General features: G+C 75.0%; 19 protein-coding genes and 1 pseudogene. 16 read left to right on the top strand and 4 right to left on the bottom strand.

Annotation, left to right across the window (positions count from 1 at the left end; translation table 11 throughout):
• The first annotated feature begins 3 nt into the window (after positions 1–3).
• From RTG05_RS19115 to RTG05_RS19065, 11 genes are all read left to right on the top strand, one after another.
• Positions 4–1,371 carry a nickel pincer cofactor-dependent isomerase, group 22 gene (locus RTG05_RS19115; RefSeq protein WP_166526428.1) on the top strand — a complete coding sequence of 456 codons (1,368 nt, stop codon included), beginning with the start codon at positions 4–6 and terminating at the stop codon, positions 1,369–1,371.
• 2 nt (positions 1,372–1,373) lie between these two features.
• Positions 1,374–2,549, top strand: a complete 1,176-nt coding sequence (locus RTG05_RS19110; RefSeq protein WP_208104654.1) for a mandelate racemase/muconate lactonizing enzyme family protein — start codon at positions 1,374–1,376, stop codon at positions 2,547–2,549.
• A gap of 300 nt (positions 2,550–2,849) precedes the next feature.
• Complete coding sequence (locus RTG05_RS19105; protein WP_166526426.1) at positions 2,850–3,638, top strand: IclR family transcriptional regulator; 789 nt, start codon at positions 2,850–2,852, stop codon at positions 3,636–3,638.
• Positions 3,639–4,062: 424 nt separating this feature from the next.
• Positions 4,063–5,706, top strand: a complete 1,644-nt coding sequence (locus RTG05_RS19100; RefSeq protein ID WP_166526425.1) for a GMC family oxidoreductase — start codon at positions 4,063–4,065, stop codon at positions 5,704–5,706.
• Positions 5,703–6,176, top strand: a complete 474-nt coding sequence (locus RTG05_RS19095) for a hypothetical protein (protein ID WP_166526424.1) — start codon at positions 5,703–5,705, stop codon at positions 6,174–6,176. The genes RTG05_RS19100 and RTG05_RS19095 overlap by 4 nt, the downstream gene beginning before the upstream one ends.
• Positions 6,173–6,646 carry a hypothetical protein gene (locus RTG05_RS19090; protein ID WP_166526423.1) on the top strand — a complete coding sequence of 158 codons (474 nt, stop codon included), beginning with the start codon at positions 6,173–6,175 and terminating at the stop codon, positions 6,644–6,646. Before RTG05_RS19095 ends, RTG05_RS19090 begins: the two co-directional genes overlap by 4 nt.
• A complete protein-coding gene (locus tag RTG05_RS19085; RefSeq protein WP_166526422.1) occupies positions 6,633–8,276 on the top strand; it encodes a GMC family oxidoreductase in 1,644 nt (547 codons plus the stop codon). Before RTG05_RS19090 ends, RTG05_RS19085 begins: the two co-directional genes overlap by 14 nt.
• A 534-nt stretch (positions 8,277–8,810) precedes the next feature.
• Complete coding sequence (locus RTG05_RS19080) at positions 8,811–9,620, top strand: hypothetical protein (RefSeq protein ID WP_166526421.1); 810 nt, start codon at positions 8,811–8,813, stop codon at positions 9,618–9,620.
• 26 nt (positions 9,621–9,646) lie between these two features.
• Positions 9,647–10,321 (top strand): LmeA family phospholipid-binding protein, encoded by a 675-nt coding sequence (locus tag RTG05_RS19075; RefSeq protein WP_315912052.1) that lies wholly within the window; start codon positions 9,647–9,649, stop codon positions 10,319–10,321.
• Between the two features lie 347 nt (positions 10,322–10,668).
• Positions 10,669–11,502 carry a sulfurtransferase gene (locus tag RTG05_RS19070; protein WP_166526420.1) on the top strand — a complete coding sequence of 278 codons (834 nt, stop codon included), beginning with the start codon at positions 10,669–10,671 and terminating at the stop codon, positions 11,500–11,502.
• Complete coding sequence (locus RTG05_RS19065) at positions 11,451–11,798, top strand: DUF1416 domain-containing protein (RefSeq protein WP_396349647.1); 348 nt, start codon at positions 11,451–11,453, stop codon at positions 11,796–11,798. The genes RTG05_RS19070 and RTG05_RS19065 overlap by 52 nt, the downstream gene beginning before the upstream one ends.
• A gap of 102 nt (positions 11,799–11,900) precedes the next feature.
• Here RTG05_RS19065 and RTG05_RS19060 read toward each other — a convergent pair.
• Both RTG05_RS19060 and RTG05_RS19055 read right to left on the bottom strand, forming a co-directional pair.
• Positions 11,901–13,046, bottom strand: a pseudogene (locus RTG05_RS19060) (PP2C family protein-serine/threonine phosphatase); the annotation flags it as partial.
• A gap of 104 nt (positions 13,047–13,150) precedes the next feature.
• Entirely contained in the window at positions 13,151–13,906 is a 756-nt protein-coding gene (locus RTG05_RS19055; RefSeq protein ID WP_166526419.1) for a DUF4184 family protein, read from the bottom strand.
• Between the two features lie 173 nt (positions 13,907–14,079).
• On the opposite strand from RTG05_RS19055, the gene RTG05_RS19050 reads away from it, so the two are divergent.
• Both RTG05_RS19050 and RTG05_RS19045 read left to right on the top strand, forming a co-directional pair.
• Positions 14,080–14,625 (top strand): heme-binding beta-barrel domain-containing protein, encoded by a 546-nt coding sequence (locus RTG05_RS19050; protein WP_166526418.1) that lies wholly within the window; start codon positions 14,080–14,082, stop codon positions 14,623–14,625.
• A 79-nt stretch (positions 14,626–14,704) separates the two neighbouring features.
• Complete coding sequence (locus RTG05_RS19045; protein ID WP_315912051.1) at positions 14,705–16,351, top strand: DUF885 domain-containing protein; 1,647 nt, start codon at positions 14,705–14,707, stop codon at positions 16,349–16,351.
• A 67-nt stretch (positions 16,352–16,418) separates the two neighbouring features.
• On the opposite strand, the gene RTG05_RS19040 is transcribed toward RTG05_RS19045, so the two are convergent.
• Positions 16,419–17,054: a hypothetical protein gene (locus RTG05_RS19040; protein WP_315912050.1), complete on the bottom strand. Its 636-nt coding sequence runs from the start codon at positions 17,052–17,054 to the stop codon at positions 16,419–16,421.
• Between the two features lie 379 nt (positions 17,055–17,433).
• Complete coding sequence (gene nhaA, locus RTG05_RS19035) at positions 17,434–18,819, bottom strand: Na+/H+ antiporter NhaA (RefSeq protein WP_166526417.1); 1,386 nt, start codon at positions 18,817–18,819, stop codon at positions 17,434–17,436.
• Between the two features lie 219 nt (positions 18,820–19,038).
• Here nhaA and murD point away from each other — a divergent pair, with 219 nt between their 5' ends.
• From murD to RTG05_RS19020, 3 genes are read left to right on the top strand one after another with little or no spacing between them, the layout of a single operon-like run.
• The gene (gene murD / locus RTG05_RS19030) at positions 19,039–20,367 is read left to right on the top strand and encodes a UDP-N-acetylmuramoyl-L-alanine--D-glutamate ligase (RefSeq protein ID WP_166526416.1); all 1,329 of its coding nucleotides are present in this window, start codon (positions 19,039–19,041) and stop codon (positions 20,365–20,367) included.
• The gene (locus RTG05_RS19025; protein ID WP_166526415.1) at positions 20,327–21,694 is read left to right on the top strand and encodes a MurL-like N-terminal domain-containing; all 1,368 of its coding nucleotides are present in this window, start codon (positions 20,327–20,329) and stop codon (positions 21,692–21,694) included. The genes murD and RTG05_RS19025 overlap by 41 nt, the downstream gene beginning before the upstream one ends.
• A complete protein-coding gene (locus RTG05_RS19020) occupies positions 21,691–22,593 on the top strand; it encodes a glutamate cyclase domain-containing protein (protein WP_166526414.1) in 903 nt (300 codons plus the stop codon). Before RTG05_RS19025 ends, RTG05_RS19020 begins: the two co-directional genes overlap by 4 nt.
• Positions 22,594–22,600: the final 7 nt, after the last annotated feature.

Below are 22,600 nucleotides of genomic sequence, written 5' to 3'. Positions count from 1 at the left end.
GACGTGACGGACACGACGAACGGGGAGCCGGTGGACGGCCGGCCCCGCCTCCCCGCACTGGCGTTGGCCGACATCGTGCACGGGGACGTGGACCTGCCGCCGCTGGTGCGGGTGAGGCGAGTCGACCGGGCGACGCCGGCGGTCGATCTGCCGGCCATGACCCGAGCTGCCCTGGGACCGGCGTGCGCGCTGGTCCGGCCGGGGGACTCGATCGCCCTCGCCGTCGGCAGCCGGGGCATCGCGGGCATCCAGACGATCGTGCAGTCGTGCGTCTCGGCGCTGCGTGAGGCCGGGGGCGAGCCGTTCATCGTGCCGGCGATGGGCTCGCACGGCGGCGCGACGCCGGCGGGGCAGCAGCAGGTCCTGGCGGGGCTCGGGATCACCGAGGAGTCCGTCGGCGCGCCGGTGCGTGCTGCCATGGAGACCCTCGTGGTCGGCGCCGCGGACGGGGTCGAGGTGCACGTCGACCGGCAGGCCGCCGCGGCGGACCACGTCCTGCTGGTCAACCGGCTCAAGAGCCACACCTCCTTCTCCGGCCGGGTCGAGAGCGGACTGGCCAAGATGCTCGCCATCGGGTTGGGAAAACAGCGCGGAGCCGAGGAGCTCCACCGCCGCGGGCCCGCGCACCTGGAGGCACGGATCCTGACCGCGGGCGGACTGCTCAAGGGCGCCCTGCCGCTGTTGGGCGGGCTGGCTGTCGTCGAGGACGCGCACAAGTCGGTGCACCGCATCGAGCTGCTGCAGCCGGCGGGCATCGGCGGCGATCAGGAGGCCGAGCTCCTGGAGGTGGCCCGGTCGCTGGAGGCCCGGTTGCCCTTCGGCCGCCTGGACGTGCTGGTCGTCGATCTGATGGGCAAGGAGATCTCCGGTACTGGCATGGACACCAACGTGCTGGGGCGACGGATGGTGCGGGGGATGCCCGAGCCCCCGGGCCTGCAGGTGACCAACGTCGTCGTCCTCGACGTCAGCCCGGGGTCCGGCGGCAACGCGGTGGGCATCGGCCTCGCCGACTTCGCGCCGTCGCGGGCGCTCGAGCGCGTCGACCTGGCCGCGACCTACGCCAACGCCATGACCGCGGGGCTGCAAGGGGTGCAGCGCGCCCAGCTGCCCATCGTCCTGGCGACCGACCGCGACGCGATCCACGCTGCGGTCCTCACTGCTGGGCTGGCCGACACGACGGAGGTACGGATGGCGCGGATACGAAGCACCGTGCACCTCGATGAGCTGATGGTCTCCCCGTGCCTGCTGCAGGAGTGTGCTGAGCACTATGAGCCCGTCGACACGGCCGACGGGGCGGCCTGGGACTTCTCTGCCGACGGCGCGGTGACCGGGTGGCCGGTCGCCCCGGCCAGCCCGCAGGGCGCGAGATGACGGTGACCACGCTGGAGGCGCGCGCCGTCCGCGTGCCGGTGGAGGAACCGACGCGGATCTCCACCCGGCTGCTGGACAAGCGCGACTACGTCCTGGTGCGCGTGCGGCGCGGCGACTGCGCCGACGTGGGCATCGGCTACGCCTACGCCGGCACGAGCGGCGGCGGCCTGCTGGCCGGGGTGGTGGACGAGTTGCTCGCCCCGGTCGTCGTCGGTGCCGACGCCGGCGACATCGTGGGGCTGTGGGAGCGGATGTACCAGGAGACGCTCCTCGTCGGTCGCCGGGGTGGCGTGGTGCGGGCCATGTCGGCGGTGGACATCGCGCTGTGGGACCTGGCTGCCAAGCGGGCCGGCGTCCCGCTGGCCGTGCTGCTCGGGGGGCGGACCGGACCTGTGCCGGCGTACGCGTCGGGTGGCTACTACAAGCCCGGCAGTGGCACGTGGACCGATGCCGTCATCGACGAGATCACCCGCGACCGCGACCAGGGATTCCGCGATCACAAGATCAAGGTGGGTGGTCTGCCCGTGCGCGAGGACGCCAGCCGGGTGGCCGCGGCCGTCGAGGCCATGGGGCCCGACGGTCGTCTCGCCCTGGACGCGAACAACGGCTACCGGACACCGGCCGAGGCGCTGACGGCGCTGCGGGCCTTCGAACGGGCCGCGGGTGACGCGGGGCTGTGGTGGTTCGAGGAGCCGCTCCCCGCCGACGACCTGGCCGGGCACGCGTCGCTGCGGCAGCGCTCCGACACGCCGATCGCCACGGGGGAGATCGCGCAGACCCGCTGGGAGTTCCGGGAGATGCTCGCCCGCGGAGCGGCTGACCTGCTGCAGCCCGACGCCGGCGTGTTGGGCGGTGTCACCGAATACGTGCGCGTGGTACGCGCCGCTGAGGTCTTCGCCGTGCCGGTGGCGCCGCACTGGCACGCCAATCTGCACGCCCACCTGGCCGCCGCGAGCAGCAACTGCACGGCGGTGGAGCACTTCACGCCCGAGAAGGACATCTACAACTTCGAGCGGCTGCTCACCCCGGAGACGCGGATGGTCGCGGCCGACGGTCACGTGGTGGTGAGCGCCCGGCCGGGCCTCGGCTTCGAGCTCGACGAGGGGGCCGTGGAGGCCTTCGCCGTGGGTCCCTGGACCGCGGCGGCCGGAGCTCGTACCCGCCCCCACCGAACGTGACGCTCGTCGGGGGACACGGCCGCCCGGACAGCGGTCACGTCGGAGTGCCGGACGTGCGCCGTCCCGGCCGGGCGCCGCCTGCGCGTGCCCACCCGGGAGCCGATGCGGTGGCCTGCCCGACGCCCGCCGTTCCGCGTCGTCGGGCCGGCGCGCTGGAGGTGCGGTGTCCTCACCCGGTGTGTGGAGGAGATGTCGTCGACGTACGCGGGGACCGCTCGCCGCACCGTGGCCGTGCAGCCCGGTGCAACAGGCCCCCGGCCGAGCACCTGGCAACACCTGCAGGAATGGGAGGATTGCACGATGGACAGCGATTCCGGGGTGGTGTCCTCAGTGGAGCGCGCTCTGCGCCTGCTGGAGGCGCTCGGGGAGGGTCCCATCGGCGCAACGGAGCTGGCTCATCGCATCGGGACCAGCAAGGCCACCGCGTTCCGGCTGGCGCGGACGCTGCAGAGCAGCGGCTACGTGATCCAGCTGCCCGATGCCCGCTACCGCCTGGGTCCGCGGTGCCTGACCTTGGCCGCATCGGCCTTCAAGGACATCGACCTCCGCGGCGAGCTCCGCTGGGCCCAGGAGGAGCTGAACGAGCGCACCGGGGAGACCACCCTGCTCGCGGTTGCCACCGGCCGAGAGGCCGTGTGCATCGATGCGATCCCGTCCCGGCACTCGGTCATGTCGGTCGCCACGGTGGGTGCCATCTGGCCGTTGCACACATCCTCCCCCGGGCTCGCCATGCTGGCCGAGGACGAGGACCTGCTCGAGCGGTACCTGTCCGAACCGCTGTCGCGCCACACCGAGAGCACCATCACCGAGCCCGCAGCCCTTCGAGCACTGCTGGCGGACGTGCGAGCGCGCGGTTACGCCGTGAACCGGGCGTACTGGCGGGACGACGTGTGCGCCGTGGGCGCCGTCGTCCACGACGCGACGGGGCAGGCCGTCGCCGGCCTCGCCGTCGTGCTGCCGCAGTTCCGGCTGGACCAGACGGGGGCAGATGCGCTCGGTGCCCTGGTCCTCGACGTGACGCACAGGGCCAGCGAGCGGCTCGGTTGGCGCGGGGAGCCCCTCCCCGCTCCGGGGGTCGTGGCCTCCTGACCTGCGTCGATCGGCGCACCACCCGGCGGCGTTGGGTCGACGCCTCGCCGGCAGCCGTGGCGTGACGGTGTCCGGCTGCCCTGGTCCGTCCGGCTCGAGTGGCCGGTTGAACCGATCCGTGGGTCGACTTCGTTTCGCCATGCCGAACGGGGTTGCGGTGAGCGGAACAACGCCGCTACGGTCGCCCTCCGTCGGGTGAGCTCTGCCACACCCGGCGGCGAGTCGGACGGTGACCGGGAGGCGAAGCGAGGCATGAGGTCCGTCGCGCAGGCCCGCACGCCGGGGGCCCGGTGCGGTGGCTGCGGGGTGGGCGATCCCGCGGTCGGCACTCGCGCCGCCGCGGCGGCACCACCGCCGCCTCGTTCCAGGCACCAGACCCGTCAGTTGCGTCTCGGCGTGGGCGCCACGCCAGGAAGTGGGAAGCATGACCACGATCCCCCTGCTCAACCGCACTGCGCCCGACGTCGCGGATGTCCTCGTGATCGGTGCTGGCGCCTCCGGGTCGGTCGCTGTGAAGGAACTGGCCGAGAACGGGTTCTCGGTCGTGTGCCTGGAACAGGGTGACTGGACGCCGACCAGCGTGTTCGCCGGCGACAAGCCCGAGTGGGAGTTGCTCCGGCAGAAGGACTGGCACCCCAACCCCAACGTCCGTGCGGGGGCGGCCGACTACCCGGTCGACACCTCCGAGTCCGACGTCAACCCGCTGATGTACAGCGCCGTGGGCGGCAGCACCATCCTGTACGCCGCCCACTGGACCCGCTTCGCCCCGTCGGACTTCCGGGTCCGTTCGCTGGACGGCGTGGCCGACGACTGGCCGTTCGACTACGCCGAGATGCTGCCGTACTACGAGCGCATGGACCGGGCCATGGCCGTGTCCGGCCTCGGCGACGACCCTGCCTATCCACCGGGAGCCCCCTACCCGCTGCCGCCCCTGCCCATCGGCAAGTTCGGGCGCAAGGCCGCCGAGGGGATGGACAAGCTGGGCTGGCACTGGTGGCCGGGGCCCAACTCCATCGCGTCTCGTCAGCACGGGGACCAGTCCCCGTGCGTCCGCTACGGCGCCTGCCTGACCGGCTGCCCGCAGGGGGCCAAGGCCAGCACGGACCTCACCCACTGGCCGCAGGCCCTGGCCGCCGGCGCCGTCCTGGTCACCGGGGCGCGCGTCCGTGAGATCACGGTGGACGCCCAGGGCCGGGCCACAGGCGCGGTGTACGTCGACCGCAACGGCGGGGAGCACCACCAGAAGGCCGGCGTGGTCGTCCTCGCCGCCAACGGCGTCGGAACGGCCCGCCTCCTCCAACTCTCCCGCTCCACCGCGCATCCCGACGGTCTCGCCAACTCCTCGGGGCTGGTCGGCAGGCGCCTGATGATGCACCCCTACGGTGCCGTCGTCGGCACATACGAGGACGACCTCGAGAGCTGGATCGGCCCGTCCGGTCAGGCGATCCAGTCCATGCAGTTCTACGAGACGGACGCCTCTCGCGGGTTCGTGCGCGGAGCCAAGTGGAACGTCATGCCGACGGGCGGACCGCTGGGCATGCGTGCCGGCTACGGCGGGCGCCCGGTCAAGGAGTCCTGGGGCGCCAACTTCCACCGCAACGTCAAGGCGACCATGGGTCGGTCCTTCGAGTGGGGGATCATCGCCGAGGACCTCCCCGACGACACCAACCGGGTCGTGCTGGACGGTGAGCTCACCGACTCCGACGGCATCCCGGCCCCGAAGATCATCTACACGAGCTCCGAGAACACGAGTGCGCTCATCGACTTCCACATCGCCCGGGCGGTCGAGGCGCACGAGGCGGCGGGGGCGGTGTCCACGTCGGTGACTCGGCTGATGCGCGACTGCGGCTGGCACCTGCTGGGCACGGCGCGGATGGGTGAGGACCCCGCGACCTCGGTCGTCGACCAGTGGGGGCGTGCGCACGACGTGCCGAACCTCTACGTCATCGACGGCAGCATCTTCGTGACCTCAGCCGGCGTGAACCCGACTGCGATGATCATGGCGTTGGCCCTCCGGTGCGTCGAGCACCTGATCAGCGAGCGTCGCAACCAGGAGGTGGCGGTGTGAGCCTGAGCAGCGTCTACACAGGCGGCGACTCGGTCGTCGACGTCCTCACGGAGGACGACCGGCGACGGTACGGCGAACTCGCCGACGTCCTGGTCCCGAGCGCCGAGGGCATGCCGTCGGCCACGCAGGCCGAGGTCCACACACACTGGGTCGACCAGGCGTTGCAGGCCCGACCCGACCTGGGCGTGGGGCTGCGGAGGGCCTTGGAGCTGACCGGCGGCCTGCCGGCCGAGGCGGCGGTCGAGATGCTGAACGCCCAGCACTCACCCGTCTTCGACGCCCTGGGCACGGTGACGGCAGGGGCCTACTTCCTCAATCCCGACGTCCGGCAGGCCCTCGGCTACCCCGGGCAGGTGCCCCAGCCGATCGTCGACGACGTGGACACGTACGCCGACCTGCTGGAGCACGTCCTCGACCGGGGGCCGATCTACCGCGAGGTGTCGCCGGCGACACCGGGACAGGCCGGATGACCGGTTTCCCCCACCCCTCCCGGCCAGGTTTCTTCGGGACGACGTTCCCCGAACCGCTACGCCGGCAGGTGGCCTCGCTGTGCGACGCGATGCTCCCGGGGGACGGGGTGTACCCCCCGGGCAGCTCTGCCCAGGTGCCGTGGTTCATGAAGCAGCGGGCCAGTCCGGAGGACCGTGCGCGCCTGCAGGCCCTCGCCGACCGGTTCCCGCTGGACAGCCCGCAGGACGCCGCGGCGGCCCTGCGCGAACTGGAGCAGTCCGACGCGTGGACCTTCGGGTGGATCCGGGAGTACGTCTACCACGGCTACTACGCCTCCCCCCGCGTGCTGGCCGCCATGCACGACCGCGGCTACGACTACCACGGTGCACCCCAGCCACTGGGCTACGCACTCCCCGGGACGACGGCCGGTCCGGCGAAGCGCCGCGGCTCCTACGTCCCCACGACGGAGGTGAGCCGTGCCACGGCATGACCAACCCGACGTCGTGGTCGTCGGCGCCGGGATGGCCGGGGCCGCGATCAGCTACGTGCTCTCGCGGGCCGGTGCCAAGGTCGTCTGTCTGGAGCAGGGGCCCGCCGTCCACCCGACCGACCACCCGACCTTCACCGACGACTGGGAGTACGGCCTACGTCGCGACTGGGCGTTCGAGCCGAACATCCGCAACCAGCCGCACGACTTCCCGGTCGTGACCAACGGGACCTTCCAGCCGTACCTGTACAACGCCGTGGGCGGGAGCACCAACCACTACTCGGCGTTCTGGCACCGTCTCAAGCCGGTGGACTTCCGCAAGGGCACCGAGCACGGTCTCGAGGGCACCATCGACTGGCCGCTGACGTACGAGGACCTCGCCCCCTTCTACGACCGGAACGACGCCGACGTCGGTGTCAGCGGACTGCCCGGAGACGCCGCCTATCCGCCCCGGCCGGGAGCGCCGCGGCTCCCACTCGTCCGGCACGGCGACTACTACGACCTGGTCACGCACGGGATGGATCAGCTCGGGGTGCACTGGTGGCCGGCGGACAACGCGATCCTCACCGAGGACCGAGGCGACCGGCTGGCCTGCAACACCTGCGGGATGTGCAACTTCGGGTGCCCACGCGGGTCGCTGGGGACGGCGACGCAGGCCTACGTCAAGCCGGCACTGGCCCTCGGGCTGGACCTGAGACCCGAGGCGCGTGTCACGCGGATCTCCACCGGTGCCGACGGCGCAGCCGACGGCGTCGAGTACGTCGATCTGCGGACCGGCACCGGGCACCGTGTCGATGCGCCACTCGTGGTGCTGGCCGCCAACGGGATCGGCTCACCGCGCACTCTGCTGATGTCGACGTCACGGAGGCATCCGCACGGTCTGGGGAACGACACCGACCACGTCGGGCGGCACTTCATGACACACGGGTACCGCTTGGGCGACATGTGGTTCGACCGGTCGACGGCGCACTACAAGGGGCCCTTCGGTGCCGGTCCGTACTGTCAGGAGTGGTACGACACGGACCTCTCTCGGGGCTTCGTCAACGGCATCACCATCACGTTCGGCGGCGCGTGGGGCCCGGCGTCCAGCGCACTGGGGGCGACGACGGGGAGGTCACCGGCCCCGTGGGGTGAGGGGCACCACGCCGCTTTCGAGGAGCGGTTCGACCGGCACGTCTTCTGTGCCATCCAGGCCGACGACCTGCCCGTCCCCACCAACCGGGTGACGCTGGACCCGACGGCCACGGACTCCAGCGGGCTGCCCGCGGCCAACGTCCACTACGACCTGCACCCGAACACCCGGGCGCTGCTGGAGTTCGGCAGCGACCGGCTGCAGGAGATCGCCACGGCGGCCGGCGCCCGGGGCCTCGACCTCCAACCGATGGACGACTCCTTCTCCCAGCCGGGTTGGCACCTCATGGGCACCTGCCGGATGAGCGACAGTCCGGAGGAGGGCGTGGTGGACGCCTGGAACCGCGTGTGGGACACCCCCGGTCTGGTCGTCTGCGACGGCAGCTCCATGGTGACGGGAGGCGCAGGCAACCCGACGTCGACCATCGGCGCTCTCGCCCTGCGCTGCGCGGACAAGCTCGTGGCCGACATGGGGCGGCGGGTGGAGGCCCCGGCTCACTGAGGCCGGGCGGAGCGTGGCCTCGATCAGCAGGTGAGGAGGACGCGAGGCTCCGTGCGCCGCTGGTGCCGCTCTATGGCCTGTCGCTGGCGACCGAGGGACCGCGCGCAGGCCGGGACCCGGTGGTCGCCGTCTGGACCGGTCCCGCGTGACCCGGGGCCGCAGCCCCGGCCTGCCTCGTGCGCACGACACCGGCGGGTGGGGGTCTCTCGTCGGCGCCGACCAGCCGTCATCGCGCGGTAGTCGTGGCCCTCCACCCGCGCCGTCCCGGTGGCCGGCTCCTCCGCTCCTGGCCGGTCCGGGGCCAGGACCCCGCTGTCCCGGACGTCGTGGCCGGCGTCGTGGTCACGATCGGCCTGCTGGTGAGGACCGGCACCAGGGCCGCGCCCCGGTGTGGAGCAGCGACGTGCGTCGGCTGTGCGGCAGACTCGGGTGGTGGGGTCGATCCGTGACGTGGACGAGCTGTCGGCCACCGGAGCAGCTCACGGAATCGATGGGGTACCCATCCGGGTGGTCCTGCTCTGCGACCATCGATCGGTGACCCGCGCCGCGCTGGAGACCGAGCCGTCCTCACCGTGGTCTCACCAGCTGTCCACGGCCGCCGCGGCTGCGGCGGCGACCGCACTGCTGCTGGTGCTGCCGGCGGCGGGGGACACCGGCAGCCTGGTGGCGGTCGCCGTCCTGCAGGTGGCGCTGGCGGTGGCGTGGGTGCCGGCCACCGGCGTCCCCGCGCGGGCCGGCGCGCCGGTGCTCGGGCTGGCCGGGGCGGCCGGCGCGGACCTGCTGGTCGTGGTGCCCGAGCGCCCGGGGGTCGGCTCGCTGCTGGCCGTGCCCGGGCTGGGCCTGCTCGCCGCGGTGCTGCACCAGATGCTGCGTCGCGCGCCGCGCCACGACGTCGTCGGCTCCCTGGCCGGCGTCCTGCTGCTGCTGTGCGCGGTGTGCGCGCTGGCGGTCCTCCTGCTGCTGCCCACCGCCGGTGACGCGGCGGCCGCCACCACCGCGCTGCTCGTGGTCGGGACGGCGCTGGTCGCCGCCCCGCTGGTCGACCTGGTGCTCCCGCGGCCGCCGGTTGCCGTGGGCGTGCCGCACGGCGTGCCCGCGCTGGTCGTCGCCGCGCTGGCCGGGGCCGCCGTCGCGGCGCTGCGGCACGGCGGCGGCCCGGCCGCCCTCCTCGTGGCGTCCGTCGCCGGCCTGCTGCTCGGCGCGGTCGCCGCGCTGGCCGGTCTGGCCGCGGCCTACGCGGTGCCCGGGGCGCGGGCCTGGGCGGCGCCGGTCGTGCGGGCCGTGCTGCCGGTCGCCGCCGCGGCCCCGGCGGCCTTCGCCCTCGTGCTGCAGGACTCCCTCTGAGCGGCCGGTCCGCGCGCGCCCTGCTGGTGGTCCTGCTGCTGGTGGGCGGCCTGCTGCTGGTCGCCGACCGGGTCGGGGAGGAGGTCGCCGAGGACCAGGTCGCGCGGGTGGTCGCCGAGCGGGCGGGGCTCGGCGGGGCGCCGGACCTGGAGTTCGGCGGCTTCCCGTTCCTCACCCAGGCGGTCGCCGGCCGGTACGAGGACCTGCAGGTGTCCCTGACCGCGGCCGACCTCGGGCAGCCCGCCGGCACCCGGGCCGACGTCTCGCTGCGGGGTGTCCGGGTGCCGCTGTCCGACGTGGTGTCCGGGTCGGTGCAGCAGGTGCCGGTCGAGCGGGTCGACGGGACGGCGACGCTGGCCTACCAGCTGCTGGCCGACCAGCTGGGCCCGGACGCCACCGTGGCCCAGGAGGGGGACGGACTGCGGGTGGACACCACCGTGGAGTTCGCCGGTCAGCGCGTGCCGCTCACCGCGACCGGCACGGTGTCGGTCGACGGCGACGAGCTGGTGGTCGACGTCGAGGACGCCAGCACCGCCGGCGTCGACGCCCCCGACGCCTTCGTCGACCAGGTCAGCGACGCCCTCGACCTGCGCTACGGGATCCCGGCGCTGCCCTTCGGCCTGCAGGTCACCGGCGTCCGGGCCGCCGGGGACGGCGTGCTGGTCACCGTCGAGGCGACCGACACGGTGCTCGGCGGCTAGGACGGAACACCGGGGCGGGCGGCCGGGTTGGCACCTGCCGTGGACCGGACGGACGGCGCTCGGCGCCCGCGACCCCCGGCCTCCCGGGCGGGCTGGCACCCGTGATCGGTTACCCTCGCCGCCGTGGGCCCGCTGCTGACCTCTCGCCGCACGGTCGACCTGTGCCGCGTCCGCAGCTGCCTGTGTCCGGCCCCCTGAGGCCGAGCCCGCCCGTCCCGCGCCCCGACCGCCGTCCAGGGACCCCGCGCGCTCCCCTGCCGGCAGCCGCGGTGCGCCGCGCCCCGGGACGCCGCACCCCCTGATCCGCACGCGCACGACCGACCCCACCGACCACGGGAGGAACACCCATGAGCCGCAACGACGTGCTCGTCACCGCCGACTGGGCCCAGGAGCACCTCGGCGCCCCCGGCACCGTCTTCGTCGAGGTCGACGAGGACACCAGCGCCTACGACAAGGGCCACCTCGAGGGTGCCGTCAAGCTGGACTGGAAGACCGACCTGCAGGACCCGCTGCGCCGCGACTTCGTCGACCGCGAGCAGTTCGAGCAGCTGATGAGCGCCAAGGGCATCGGCAACGACGACACCGTGGTCCTCTACGGCGGCAACAACAACTGGTTCGCCGCGTACGCCTACTGGTACTTCAAGCTCTACGGCCACTCCGCCGTCCTGCTGCTCGACGGCGGACGCAAGAAGTGGGAGCTCGACAGCCGCCCGCTGTCCACCGACGTCGTCGAGCGGCCCGCGACGCAGTACCGGGCCGCCGAGCCCGACACCTCCATCCGCGCCTTCCGCGACGAGGTCGTCGCCGCGATCGGCCAGCAGAACCTGGTCGACGTCCGGTCGCCCGACGAGTTCGCCGGCAAGCTGGTCGCCCCGGCCCACCTGCCGCAGGAGGGCGCGCAGCGCCCGGGCCACATCCCCAGCGCGGTCAACGTGCCGTGGAGCAAGGCGGCCAACGAGGACGGCACCTTCAAGAGCGACGACGAGCTGCGCAAGCTGTACGAGGACGCCGGCCTGGACACCGGCAGGGACACCATCGCCTACTGCCGGATCGGCGAGCGCTCCAGCCACACCTGGTTCGTGCTGCGCGAGCTGCTCGGCCACCAGAACGTGAAGAACTACGACGGCTCGTGGACCGAGTACGGCTCGCTGGTCGGCGTCCCGATCGAGAAGGGCGCCTGACCGTGTGCGGCGCCCCGAAGCAGGGCGGTGCGCTCAAGGGTGTCGACCTGGACACCCAGACGGTGATCCAGGGTCAGGTCTGGCACGACGGCGCCCCGGTCGCCGGCGCCTACGTGCGCCTGCTCGACGCCACCGACGAGTTCACCGCCGAGGTGGTCACCAGTCCGGAGGGGGAGTTCCGCTTCTTCGCCGCTCCGGGCACCTGGAAGCTGCGCTCGCTGGCCCCCGTCGGCCGGGGTGAGCGGGTGCTCGGGGCCGACGTCGGCCTGAACGAGACCACCGTCGTCATCCCGTAGTCCACCGCCCACCAGGTCGGCCGGCCCCGCGGGTCCCGGCTCCCACCGCCGGTCGGGAGCCGGGACCCGTTCCGGTGGGCCAGGACGGCCCCGGACGGCGACCAGCGCGACGTCGTCGGTCGCCGGCGTGGTCAGCACCCGCGCCAGCAGGGTGTCGCAGAGCTCCTCCAGGGGTGACCGGCCGAGGTCGCGCAGCGCCTCCTGCAGGGCGGCCAGGCCCTCGTCCAGGTCGCTGCCCCGCCGCTCGACCAGCCCGTCGGTGACCAGCAGCAGGGTGGCGCCGTCCGGCAGCCCGGCGGTGTGGTCGGCCCGCCGCGTGCCGGGGTCGATGCCGAACATCAGGTCCGGCCGGGTCTCGAGCAGCGTCGAGGTGCCGTCCGGAGCCAGCAGCACCGGCGGCAGGTGGCCGGCGCTGCTCCACCGCAGGGAACGGGCACCGGTGGGGTCCGGGAGCTGGTCGACACGGGCCAGCAGCACCGTGGCCAGGGTGCTGACCGCCAGCCCGCGGGCGGCGTGCTCGGTGCGCGACAGGGTGACCGACGGGGGCTCGTCGGCGTCGTAGGCCAGCGCCCGCAGCAGCCCGCGCAGCTGGCCCATGGCCGCGGCCGCGTCGCTGTCGTGCCCCACGACGTCCCCGATGACGAGCACCGCCGCGCCGTCGGGTTGCAGGAACGCGTCGTACCAGTCGCCGCCGACCTGCGCCCCGTGCTCGGCCGGGCGGTACCGCACCGCGACCTCGAGCCGCTCCGGTCGCGGCGGCGGGGTGAGCAGCACCTGCTGCAGCCGGTCGGACAGTGCGCGCTGCGCCGCGGCCCGCTCGGTCACCCGCCGCAGCTCCTCGGCCTGCCGCAGGGCGGTCAGTCGGTCGGTGAGGTCCCGGAAGGAGACGACGACACCGGTCACCGTGCCGTCCTCGACGGTCGGGACGGCGATCAGCTCCACCGGCACGGGCGTGCCGTCGCGGTGCCAGAAGACCTCGGTGTCGGCGGCCGTCGTCCGCCCGGTCCGCAGCGCCCGCCAGACCGGGCACTCCTGCCGCGGGTACGGCGAGCCGTCGAGCCGGTGGCCGTGGATCAGCCCGTGCTGGTCACGGCCGACCTGGGTCTGCGCGGGGTGACCGGTGAGGCGCACCGCGGCCGGGTTGACGAACTCCACGCGTCCGGTGGCGTCCAGGCCGTAGATGCCGTCGGCGACGTTGGCCAGCACCCGCTCGTAGCGGTCGAGCGTGCGGGCCAGCCGCGTCTCCACGTCGCGGAGGACGTCGTCCCCGTCGCCGGACGCTGGTGCACCCACCCGCCGCCTCCCTCCCCGCACTCCACCGGACCCGTCAGCCTGCCCCACGGCCGGCCCGCTCACCCGGGTGGTCGCCCACCGGCCGCGGCCCAGCGCCGTCCCGCCCGGACGCCGGCGAGGGCCAGCACGACCGACACCCCGAGCACGACGCCCCCGCCCCGGAAGGCGGCGGCCACCGCCGCCGAGCGCAGGTCCGGTGCGCCCGCCGTCGCACTCAGGCCACCCGCGAGCCCGGCGGTGGCGATCACCGCCCACGGCAGCCACCACCGCGGCCGGGCCGGCACGGGGACGGCCGGCGTGCGCCGCCACCACCGGCCCAGCCACGCCAGCAGCGCCACCGCCCCGAGGACGGTGCCAGTGTGGTCCAGCCAGCGCACGGCCGACAGCGGTCCCCAGTCCCCGGCCAGGACGGCGAGGTGCTCGGCACCCCAGCGGCCGGGGTGGGTGAACTCGTCGACCAGCACGTGCAGGCCCGCACCGAGGAGCAGCGCGACCACGAGCAGGACGGCGTCCCGCGCCGAGCGCAGCCGCCGGCGCAGCCCGACCGGCACCCCGGCCAGCCGGCCGCGCGCCCCGGCCGGCGCGGCGGCCAGTGCGGCCGGGGCCAGCAGCGCGTGCCACAGCGCCCAGACCAGGACGGCGAGCAGCAGGTCGACGGTGACGACGGCGAGCGCGGTGTGCGTCGCCCAGGGCAGCGCGACGGGGAGGTAGAACGGGACGTCGGGCGCGACGCTGCCGGCGACGAGGGCCGAGGCGGGCAGCGGCGTCCGCAGGAACGGCAGCACCGCGGCCGGGTGGCTCCCGGTGAACGGCACGACACCATCCTCCCCGGACGCCCCCGCGACCGCCCGCGCGTGGCCGGTGACGCGGGTCCTACGGTGGGGCGCATGGTCTCCGCCTGGGTCCTCGTCGCCCTGACGTCGCTCGGGGCACTCGGCTGCGGCTACGGCGCCGTCCGGCTCGCCCGCCGTCCGCGGGACACCCGCCGGTGACCGGCGGCACCGAGCTGCCGGTCCCGGACACCGTCGACGTCCGCTCCGGACCGGACGTCTCCGAGGAGCTGCTCGCCGTGCTCCCGCTGCTCGGGGAGTGGCACGGGGAGGGCGTCATGACCAGCGCGGTGGCCGGGTCGGCCGGTGACGTCCGCTTCGGCCAGTGGACCCGCTTCGGCCACGACGGCCGTGCCTTCCTGGCCTACGAGTCGCGCACCTGGCGGCTGACCGACGACGGACGGGTGGCCGGGCCCGCCGTCCGCGAGTCCGGCTTCTGGCGGCCGCGGGGCCGCGACGACGTCGAGCTGCTGGTGACCAGCCCCGACGGGCTCGTCGAGCTCTACGTCGGGCGGGCCCGGACGACGACCAGCTGGGAGCTCACCAGCGACGTCCTCGCCCGCACGCCGGACGCCCCGGACGTGTCCCGGTCCGTCCGGCTCTACGGCATCGTCGAGGGGGCCCTGATGTACGCGATCGACCGCGCCGACGCCGACGGGCCGCTGCGGCCCACCATGTCCGCCCGGCTGGAGCGCCTCCGGTGAGCACGCCCGGCTCGTCGGCCCGCCCCGCACCCCCCGCCCGGCCACCCCCCGCCAGGTCGCCGACCGCCACGTCGACGCGGTGTGCGACCTCGACCCGATCGTCGCCACGTCGCTGGGCACCCGTCCTGGCGACGACCGGCTGCCGGACCTCGGCCCGGACGGGCTGGCTGCCGAGGCGCAGTTGGCCCGGGACACCCTCGCCGAGCTGGACCGCGTGCTGGCCGCCGACCCGGCGCTGGACGGCGACCCCGTGGAGCGGCGCTGCGCCCGGCTGCTGCGCGAGCGGCTGGGCGCCGCGCTCGCCACCCACGACGCGGGGGAGGGGCTGCGGGCGGTGTCGAACCTGGCCAGCCCGGTGCACGCGGTCCGCCAGGTCTTCCTGCTCATGCCGACGGCGACCGACGACGACTGGGCGGTGGTCGCCCGCCGGATGGCCCGGGTGCCCGAGGCCTACGGCGGGTTCACCGCCTCGCTGGCCGAGGGCGCCCGGCGCGGGCTGTTCGCCGCGCCGCGGCAGGTCGCCACCGTGGTGGGGCAGCTGGAGGAGTGGCTGGCCGGGCCCTACTTCGCCGGGTTCGCCGCCGGGGGCCCCGACGTCCTGCGCGGGGAGCTCGAGGCCGCCGCACGGGCCGCCGACGCCGCGGTGGCCGGGGTGCGCGACTTCCTTCGCGACGTCTACCTGCCGCAGACCGAGGGGACGCCGGACGCCGTCGGCCGCGACCGCTACGCGCTGGCCGCCCGCCGGTCGACCGGGTCGGACCTGGGCGCGGGGGGCGGGCTGGAGGAGGCCTACGCCTGGGGCTGGGCCGAGCACCGCCGGATCCTCGCCGAGCAGCGGGCCGAGGCCGGCCGCGTGCTCGCCGGCGCGACGCCGATGGAGGCGATGCGCTGGCTGGACGTGCACGGTCCCGCCGTCGAGGGCGTCGAGGCCGTCCGGGAGCGGCTGCAGGCGATGATGGACGAGGCGATCGCGGCGCTGGACGGCACGCACTTCGACCTGGCCGAGCCGGTGCGCCGGGTGGAGGCGATGATCGCCCCGCCGGGCAGCGCGGCCGCGCCGTACTACACCCGCCCCGCCCAGGACTTCTCCCGCCCCGGCCGCACCTGGCTGCCCACCCTGGGCCGCACCCGCTTCCCGCTCTGGGACCTCACCTCGACCTGGTACCACGAGGGCGTCCCGGGCCACCACCTGCAGCTGGCCCAGTGGGCGTACGTGTCCGGGCAGCTGTCGAGCTACCAGACGTCGCTGGGCTCGGTGGGCGCGAACGTGGAGGGCTGGGCGCTGTACGCCGAGCGGCTGATGGACGAGCTGGGCTTCCTCACCGACCCCGGCGACCGGCTGGGGTACCTCGACGCCCAGCAGATGCGCGCGGTGCGGGTGGTCGTCGACATCGGCATGCACCTGCGGCTGCCCGTCCCGGACGACGCCGACGGAGCGCTGGCCGGGCACGGCGGGCAGCCCTGGACGCCGGAGCTGGCGCGCGCCTTCTTCGGGGAGAACTGCGGCCGCGACGCCGCCTTCCTGGACAGCGAGCTGGTGCGCTACCTGGGCTGGCCGGGCCAGGCGATCAGCTACAAGCTCGGCGAGCGGGCGTGGCTGGCCGGCCAAGACGCCGCCCGCCGCGCCCACGGGGACGCCTTCGACGCCAAGGCGTGGCACATGGCGGCCCTGTCGCAGGGCTCGCTGGGCCTCGACGACCTCGCCGCGGAGCTCGCCGTCCTCTGAAGGACCCCGTCCTCCTCACCGCTCGCAGGCTCGCGGCGGGGCCCCTGCAGGAGGCCGTTCCAGCACGTCACCAGCGCGACGGCGCGGGGTTGACCCGATCGGCGTCGAAGCCGACCGGGTCCTCCGGCTGTGCCGGGTGGGCCTCCAGCGGGGAGGTCAGGACGGCGTCGACGGCACCGTCGGGCCCGCCGAGGTAGGTGCTCATCAGGGTCGGGTCGGTGGCGACGAACCAGGCGCGGTCGGCCGGCCACCACACCGCCGCGCTCTGCTCCCGCGGCTCGGGGGCGAAGTTGGCCGCGGCCAGCGTCACCGGGCCGGGGCGCAGTCGCAGGTCGCAGCCGGGCAGGCGCAGGTACGGGCCGCCACCAGGCGCGTCGGTCGCGGCGTCGGTGCACCAGCCGAACCAGCAGTCCTGCGGCGTGGTCGTCCACCCGGTGAGCAGGCCGGCCAGCGCTGCCGCGACGTGCGCGGCGAGGTGGCCCTCGGCGGGGCTGTCGTTCCAGACGCCGGGCTGGTCCTCCTCGCCGACGTGCTCCCACGAGCCGGTCAGGGCCGGCCACTGCACCAGCCGGTGGGCGGTGGTGCCGTTGTGGGCCGCGACCTCGTCCCAGCGGACGTCGACGTCGTCGTCCCCGGCGTAACGCACGGCGGGGTGCAGCACCCGGGCGTAGGCCGTGAAGACCGGGGGCACGAGCGAGGCCACGGTGCGGTCCCGCCGGAGACCGGCGGCGACCCAGGCGCCAGGGGAGTCGCCGGTGGTCAGCAGGGGCCTCTCCGGAGGACGGACGACCCCCGGGCTGCTCCACGGCGACTCACCTGGCGGGGCCAGAGGCAGCGCGTGGGCCGACTGGACAAGTGTCGGCGGCCCGGGGGTCGGGTGACTGTCCGGTTCTCGCTCGCCGCCGTACGACGGACGGGCGATCGAGCCTGCGTTCGGATTCCACTCCGAACGGGCGGCCCATCTGGACGGCGGCTAGCGGACAGCCACCTCACGAGTCCGGTAAGAATTCAATTCTCGGACCACCTCCTCTCTCGTGTACCCCGACGGTACGTCGCCTCGGAGAGGTCGGCAACGGCGTTGTTCAGCCCTCGGCGGAACCGCCGGCGGTGCGCCCGGGAGGGGGTGCGCCCTCCCAGCTGGGCCGGTGCTCGGCGCGGTCGTCGACGGTCTCCCGCTGGTAGACGTCCGGGATGCCGTCGCGGTCGAAGTCGGCGCGCTCGTCCTCGTAGATCCGCTTGTAGCGACGGTTGCGCAGTCGCAGGATCACCGCGGCCAGGAGCGCGGCGAGCAGGGTGCCGGACAGGATGCCGACCTTGGCGTGCTCGTAGGTCTCCGTGCCCATGCCGAAGGCCAGCTCGGTGATCAGCAGCGAGACGGTGAAGCCGATGCCGCCGAGCAGCGACAGGCCGAGGACGTCGGGCCAGCCGAGCTCGCTGTCCAGCTCGGCGCGGGTGAACCGGGAGACCAGCCACGTGGCCCCGGTGATGCCGATGGCCTTGCCCAGCACCAGGCCGACGGTGATGCCGACGGCGACGCTGTCGGTGACCGACTCGAGCAGGCCCGACACGCCCCCGACCGCGACGCCGGCGGAGAAGAACGCGAACACCGGGACCGCGACGCCGGCCGAGATCGGTCGGATCCGGTGCTCGAAGTGCTCGGCCAGTCCCGGGCCGGCGTCCGGACCGCCGGCCGCCTCGCTGCGCACCACGGGCACGGTGAAGGCGAGCAGCACCCCGGCGACGGTGGCGTGCACCCCGGACTCGTGCATCAGCACCCACGTGACGGCGGCCAGCGGCAGCAGCAGCCACCACGACCGGATCCGCTTCTGCACCAGCAGGCCGAACACCGCCAGCGGCACGAGCGAGAGCAGCAGGAACCCGACCGACAGCTCCTCGGTGTAGAAGACCGCGATGACCAGGATCGCCAGCAGGTCGTCGACCACGGCCAGGGTGAGCAGGAAGGTGCGCAGCGCGGCCGGCAGGTGCGTGCTGATCACCGCCAGGACGGCGAGGGCGAAGGCGATGTCGGTGGCCGACGGGACGGCCCACCCGCGCAGGGCCCCGTCGTCCCGGCCGAGGTTGAGCAGCACGTAGAACAGGGCCGGCACGGCCATGCCGCCCACGGCCGCGGCGATCGGCAGCGCCGCCCGGCGGGGGTCGCGCAGGTCGCCGGCGACGAACTCGCGCTTGAGCTCCAGACCGGCCACGAAGAAGAAGACGGCGAGCAGCCCGTCGGCCGCCCAGGTGCCGAGGGTCAGGTCCAGGTGCAGCGAGGCGGGGCCCACCACGGTGTCGCGCAGCGCCTCGTAGGCCGCACCCCACGGCGAGTTGGCCCACGCCAGCGCGACGGCCGCCGCGGCCAGCAGCAGGGCGCCGCCGACGGTCTCCTTGCGCAGGATGTCGGTGACCCGGCTGGTCTCGGCCCAGGTACCGCGGCCGAAGAGCCGGGCGGTGGACGTGGAAGGCATCGGGGCGGCTCCGGAGTTGGGGTCGGTCGATCGACTGCCGACCAGACTTCCCGGCGCACCTGTCGGAGGACCCTACCGGCGACCGCCCGGACGCGCCGTCCCAAAGAGGACCCCCTGCCCCCCGCCACTCGCGGGCTCGCGGCGGGACCCTGCAGGGGGCCTGCTCCGTAGAGTGGACGCCGTGACCCCCCGCCCCGCACGGCCCTCCGGACGCCGCCGGTGAGGCTGGCCGAGCTGGCCGGGCGCCGGGTCGGCGTATGGGGTCACGGCCGGGAGGGGCGCGCCGCGGTGCGTGCCGCGCTGGCCTCCGGCGCGGCCGAGGTCGTGGTCGTCGACGCCGTCCCGCCGGCGGACCTCCCCGCGGGCGTGCGGGCCGGTCCGGACGTCGCCGGGCTGGCCGGCTGCGACGTCGTGGTCCGCTCGCCGGGCATCAGCCCCTACCGCGAGGACGCCCGCGCGCTGGCCGCCCGGACCGCCCTCACCTCGGGCACGGGCATCGCCCTGGCCGAGTTCGCCGCGCGGGGGGTGCCGACGCTGTGCGTCACGGGCACCAAGGGCAAGAGCACGACCAGCGCGCTGGCCGCGGTGGTGCTGCGCGCCGCCGGCCGCCCGGCGGTGCACGCGGGCAACATCGGCACCCCGCTGCTCGACGTCCTGCTCGACGGTGTCGTCGGGGAGAGCACCTCGCTGGTGGTCGAGGTCTCCAGCTACCAGGCCGCCGCGGTCGAGGGCTGGTCGGGCTGGGGTGCGGTCACCTCGCTGTCGCCGGAGCACCTGGACTGGCACGGCGACGTCGCCACCTACTACCGCGACAAGCTGCACGTGTTCGCCGGCTGCGGCGCCGGTTCGGTGGTCGTCTCCCCGCAGGCCCGCCCGGTCGCCGAGGCGCACCTGGACCCGGCGGTGCTGGTCGACCCGGCCGACGTCGTCCGCCCGGAGCAGGCCGCCGCCTTCCGGCCCGAGGGGCTCGCCGGCCTGCACAACGTCGCCAACGTGCACGTCGCGCTGGCCGCCGGCGTGCGCATGGGCGTGGACCTCGACCGGCACGCCGACGCCGTGCGCGCCGCCGTGGCCGGCTTCCGCGCCCTGCCGCACCGGCTGTGCCCGGTGGCCACCCGGGACGGCGTCACCTTCGTCGACGACACCCTGAGCACCACGCCGGTGTCGGTGCGCGCGGCGATCGACGCGTTCGCCGGGCGGCAGGTGACGCTGGTCGCCGGCGGGCAGGACCGCGGGCTGGACCACGCCGAGCTGGCCGCCGCCGTGGTCGCCCGTGCCGGCCAGGTGCGGGTGCTGACCGTCCCGGACACCGGCGCCCGGTTCGCCGCCGACATCCGCGCCGCCGCGGCGGCCGCCGGCGTCGACGCCCCGGTCACCGAGACCGGCTCGCTCGCCGACGCCGTCGCCGAGGCCCTGCGGACGGCCCGCCCGGGTGCGCTGGTGCTGCTCTCGCCGGGCGCGCCCAGCTACAACCGCTTCCGCAACTACGAGGAGTTGGCACGGACCTATGAGCAGATCCTCCTCGACGCCGGGGCCGAGCCTGTCTGAGGCGTTCGTCGTCGCCGACCGCTCGCTGGACCCGGCCACCGGCGAGGCGGCGTTCGGCTACCGGCTGGCCGGCGACGAGTTCACCGAGCGGCTCACCCTCGACACCGCGCTGCTCGGCGGGGACGCCGACCCGGCCCGGGTGGACGCCGCGCTGGACCTGGTGCACCTGGTCATGGGCACCAGCTACTACAAGCTGCGGGCGCCGAGCCGGGTGGTGGTGCAGCGGCCGGTCAGCAAGGCGCAGGCCGCGGTCGCCGAGGCCGCCTACACGCACGGCCTGGGCGAGTTCGCCGCGGTCAACCGGCTGCCGGTGCCGCACGAGGTGGCATTCGACGTCGAGCTGCGCGACGAGCTGCCCGCGCCGGTGGCCGGCGGTGGGGGTCAGGCGCTGCTGCCGGTCGGCGGCGGCAAGGACTCCGCGCTGGCACTCGTCGTCGTCACGCCGGCCACCGCGCTGGCGGTCAACCCGACCGACGCACAGCGCTCCGTCACCCGCGCGGCCGGCGTCCCGCTGGTCGGCGTCCGCCGCCGGCTGGACCCGCTGCTCGGCGAGCGCACCCGCGCCGGCGGGCTGAACGGGCACGTGCCGGTCACCGCGATCAACTCCGCGATCTCCACGCTGGTCGCCGTCCTCGGCGGGTTCGACCCGGTGGTCTTCGCCAACGAGCGCTCCGCCGACGAGGAGACGCTGACCGTCAACGGGGCGCGGGTGAACCACCAGTACTCGAAGTCCCACGAGTTCGAGCGGCTGTTCGCCGCCGCGGCCGCCGAGGTGGGCGTCGGCTACTTCAGCCTCACCCGGCAGCTGTCCGAGCTGGCCACGGTGGCCGCGGTGGCGGGGCTCCCCGACCTGCGTGGCGAGATCCTCAGCTGCAACCGGTCCTACACCCAGGCCCACCTGGGCCTCCGCGACGGTGCGGCGGCTCCCCAGCGGTGGTGCCTGCACTGCGACAAGTGCCTGTTCACCTTCCTCTGCTTCGCGGTCTTCCTCACCCCCGCGGAGGCGGTCGCGATGTTCGGCGGCGACCCGCTGACCGACCCCGGCCTGCTCGACGGGTTCCGCCGGCTCTGGGCGACGGAGAAGCCGTTCGACTGCGTGGGCGAGCGCGCCGAGAGCGCCGCCGCGATGGCCCACCTGGCGGGCAGCACCGCGTGGAGCGGGCACGCCGTCGTCCGGGCGCTGGGGGCCGAGGCGGCCGGCTTCGCCGGGGTCACCGGCGCCACCGTCGACGGGTTCCTGCCGCCCCGCGGGGAGCACGCGGTGCCCGACCGGTACCTCGCCGCGCTGCGGCGGGTGCTCGCGGAGGCCCGCCCGCCGGTGCGGTGAGCCCCCGGGTGGTGGACGTGGCCCTCGCGGGCATCGAGCGCGCCCTGCGGCGCCCGGGCGCCCGGGACGTGACCGGGCTGGCGGCCGCCGTGCCGGGGCAGTTCGCCCGGCTGGCCACCGAGCTCGCCGCCGCCGGGCGCGCCGGCACCCGCGTCGGGCTGGTGACCGGCGTGCACATCGCCTGGGCGCCGGCACCCGCGGCGGAGACCGACGGCCCGGTCGGCACCGCCGTGCTGGCCGCCGCGCTGGCCCGGGTCGGCGCGCAGCCGGTGGTGCTCACCGACGAGCCGTGCGCGCAGGTCACTTCCGCCTGCCTGGCCGCAGTCGGCGGCGCGCCGCCCGAGGTGCTGCCGGCGGACGCGGTCGGGGCGGAGGTGACCGCCCGCGTCGCGGCACTGGGCCTGTCCCACCTCGTGGCCGTCGAGCGGCTCGGCCCGAACACCGCCGGGCGGGTGCTCACCATGCGCGGGTTCGACGTCACCGACTCCACCGCGCCGCTGCACGCGGCCTTCGCCCTGCCCGGCCTGGTCACCGGGGCGGTCGGGGACGGGGGCAACGAGATCGGCATGGGCAACGTGCCGGCCGGGGTCGTCGCCGCGAGCGTCGCGCACGGGGACCGGATCGCCTGCCGGGTGCCGGTGGACGCCCTGGTGGTGGCCGGCACGTCCAACTGGGGCTGCGCCGGGCTGGTCGCCGCCCTCGCCCGGCTGGTGCCCCCGCACCGGGACGCACTCGCCGCGCTGCTGGACCCGGCGCTGGACGCGCGGGTGCTGACCGCCGCCACCGCCGCCGGGGCGGTCGACGGCGTGACCGGACGGCCGGACGCCACGGTGGACGGCGTCCCGGTGGCCGGCTACGCCGACCTGCTCGCCGGCCTCGGGGCGATCGCGCGGGCATAGGCTCGAC

Origin of the sequence: Geodermatophilus sp. DSM 44513 (assembly GCF_032460525.1) — a bacterium.
Lineage (GTDB): Bacteria > Actinomycetota > Actinomycetes > Mycobacteriales > Geodermatophilaceae > Geodermatophilus.
Note: the sequence above shows the minus strand (reverse complement) of the source record. Positions and strands in the feature narration are given on the sequence as shown.

Bases quoted from the DNA above. Each gene is read 5' to 3' on its own strand.
- RTG05_RS19105 (WP_166526426.1), top strand. From the start codon at position 2,850: ATGGACAGCGATTCCGGGGTGGTGTCCTCAGTGGAGCGCGCTCTGCGC.
- RTG05_RS19100 (WP_166526425.1), top strand. From the start codon at position 4,063: ATGACCACGATCCCCCTGCTCAACCGCACTGCGCCCGACGTCGCGGAT.
- RTG05_RS19090 (WP_166526423.1), top strand. From the start codon at position 6,173: ATGACCGGTTTCCCCCACCCCTCCCGGCCAGGTTTCTTCGGGACGACG.
- RTG05_RS19070 (WP_166526420.1), top strand. From the start codon at position 10,669: ATGAGCCGCAACGACGTGCTCGTCACCGCCGACTGGGCCCAGGAGCAC.
- nhaA (WP_166526417.1), bottom strand. From the start codon at position 18,819: ATGCCTTCCACGTCCACCGCCCGGCTCTTCGGCCGCGGTACCTGGGCC.
- RTG05_RS19025 (WP_166526415.1), top strand. From the start codon at position 20,327: ATGAGCAGATCCTCCTCGACGCCGGGGCCGAGCCTGTCTGAGGCGTTC.